The organism is Phocaeicola sp. HCN-6420 (assembly GCF_037890145.1).
Classification (GTDB): Bacteria; Bacteroidota; Bacteroidia; order Bacteroidales; family Bacteroidaceae; genus Phocaeicola.
This window is the reverse complement of the sequence record NZ_JBBKBJ010000062.1, coordinates 1-2360: the sequence shown is the minus strand read 5'-3', so window position 1 is coordinate 2360 and position 2360 is coordinate 1. Positions and strand designations below refer to the sequence as shown.

At 45.5% G+C, this 2360-nt stretch carries 2 protein-coding genes; both read left to right on the top strand.

Annotated elements, in window-relative coordinates; genetic code table 11:
• Positions 1-2: 2 nt before the first annotated feature.
• On the top strand, positions 3-1388 hold the full coding sequence (locus WKT12_RS16325; protein WP_340320316.1) for a PTS galactitol transporter subunit IIC: 1386 nt from the start codon (positions 3-5) through the stop codon (positions 1386-1388).
• A 47-nt stretch (positions 1389-1435) separates the two neighbouring features.
• A complete protein-coding gene (kduI, locus tag WKT12_RS16320; protein ID WP_021971302.1) occupies positions 1436-2359 on the top strand; it encodes a 5-dehydro-4-deoxy-D-glucuronate isomerase in 924 nt (307 codons plus the stop codon).
• Position 2360 lies beyond the last annotated feature (1 nt).

Sequence of the window (2360 nt, the reverse complement as noted above, 5' to 3'; positions counted from 1 at the left end):
TTATGGAACAAGTTTTTAGCTATATCATCGGTCTGGGAGCAGCGGTGATGATGCCTATTATTTTTACTATTTTAGGAGTATGCATCGGTATTAAATTTGGCAAAGCCCTGAAGAGCGGCTTACTCGTAGGAGTTGGATTCGTTGGCTTGTCAGTAGTAACAGCATTGCTTACAAGCAGTCTGGGAGATCCCTTGAAAAAAGTAACCGAAATCTATGGACTGAGTCTTGGAATCTTCGATATGGGATGGCCGGCTGCTGCCTCTGTTGCGTACAATACTTCAGTAGGAGCATTCATCATTCCGGTATGTCTGGCAGTCAACATAGTCATGCTGCTGACCAAAACGACGAAGACCGTCAACATCGACTTGTGGAATTACTGGCATTTTGCATTCATCGGAGCAGTAGTCTATTTTGCTTCGGACAGTATCTGGTGGGGATTTTTTGCCGCAATCATCTGCTACATTATCACACTGATCATGGCAGACCTGACAAGCAAGCAGTTTCAGACATACTATGAAAAGATGGATGGAATATCTATTCCACAACCGTTCTGCCAGGGATTCGTACCTTTTGCCGTAGTGATAAACAAGGCACTCGACAAAATTCCGGGATTTGAAAAGCTGAATATCGACGCGGAAGGCATGAAGAAAAAATTCGGGATCATGGGAGAGCCGCTTTTCCTTGGAGTAATTGTAGGATGTGCCATCGGAGCACTTGCCTGTGAAAACAGTAAGGAGTTGGTAGACAACATCCCGTCCATTCTGGGACTGGGCATCAAGATGGGAGCAGTTATGGAGCTTATCCCGCGTATCACTTCACTCTTTATCGAGGGATTGCGGCCCATTTCAGATGCTACCCGTGAACTTATTGCAAGAAAGTTCAAGAATGCTGCCGGACTGAATATCGGTATGAGCCCGGCGCTCGTCATCGGACATCCTACAACACTGGTTGTTTCACTGCTGCTTATTCCGGTAACGCTCTTCCTTTCCGTTGTCCTTCCGGGTAACCAGTTCCTGCCTTTGGCTTCACTGGCTGGAATGTTCTACCTGTTTCCCGCAGTTTTACCCATAACAAAGGGTAATGTACTGAAAACTTTCATTATCGGACTGGTAGCACTCATAGTCGGACTATACTTTGTAACCGATCTTGCTCCGTTCTTCACACAGGCTGCACAGGACGTATTTGCCAAGACCGGTGACTCGGCTGTAAAGATACCTGAAGGATTTCAAGGAGGCGCACTCGACTTCGCTTCAAGTCTGTTCTCATGGATTATTTTCCATCTGGTATACAACCTGAAGATTGTAGGATCCGCCATACTCGTTGTCTGCACACTGGCACTTGCCATTTTCAACAGAAGACGGATAATCAAGGAAAGCCGACAGAAATAATTATTTTCGAACAAATCAATAATACAATAATATAAAATTAAGAACATATGAAAAAGTTAGCTATTGCAATGATGCTTGGCGTGGCTTTCGTTAGCGCAAACGCCCAGATATCCAGCGTACACATGCAGGTAGCATGCAACCCGCAGGACGTAAAGACATACGATACACAAAGACTGCGCAGCAGTTTTATGATGGAAAAAGTAATGGTAGCCGATGAGATAAACCTGACTTACTCCATGTACGACCGTTTCATCTTTGGAGGAGCCGTTCCTGTAAATAAGGAACTGACACTTGACACCATCGATCAACTGAAAGCCCCTTATTTCCTTTTTAACCGTGAGTTGGGCATTATCAATATCGGAGGAGAAGGAATCGTAACGGTTGACGGCAAGGAATATGCCCTCAACTTCAAGGAAGCCCTTTATGTAGGAAGAGGAAACCAGAAAGTTACATTCCGAAGCAAGGATGCTTCGAAGCCTGCCAAATTCTACCTGAACTCGGCAATCGCCCACAAGTCTTACAAAACACAGCTCGTCACGCTGGATGGACGCAAGGGTTCCCTTAAGGCAAATTCATTTGCAGCAGGCAAAATGGAGGAAAGCAATGACCGTGTAATCAACCAGCTGATTGTAAGCAACGTGCTCGAAGAAGGTCCTTGCCAGTTACAGATGGGACTGACTGAACTGAAACCCGGAAGCGTATGGAACACAATGCCTGCTCACACACACTCCAGACGTATTGAAGCATACTTCTACTTTAACCTGACTCCCGGAAACATGATCTGCCACCTGATGGGAGAACCACAGGAAGAAAGACTGGTATGGCTGGCCAATGAACAGGCAATCATGTCGCCCGAATGGTCTATCCATGCAGCAGCCGGAACAAGCAACTACATGTTTATCTGGGGAATGGCTGGAGAAAATCTTGACTACGGAGACATGGATAAAATATCGTACACTGAAATGAAATAAA

Coding starts and splice junctions, on each gene's coding strand:
- WKT12_RS16325 (WP_340320316.1), top strand. CDS start 3: ATGGAACAAGTTTTTAGCTATATCATCGGTCTGGGAGCAGCGGTGATG.
- kduI (WP_021971302.1), top strand. CDS start 1,436: ATGAAAAAGTTAGCTATTGCAATGATGCTTGGCGTGGCTTTCGTTAGC.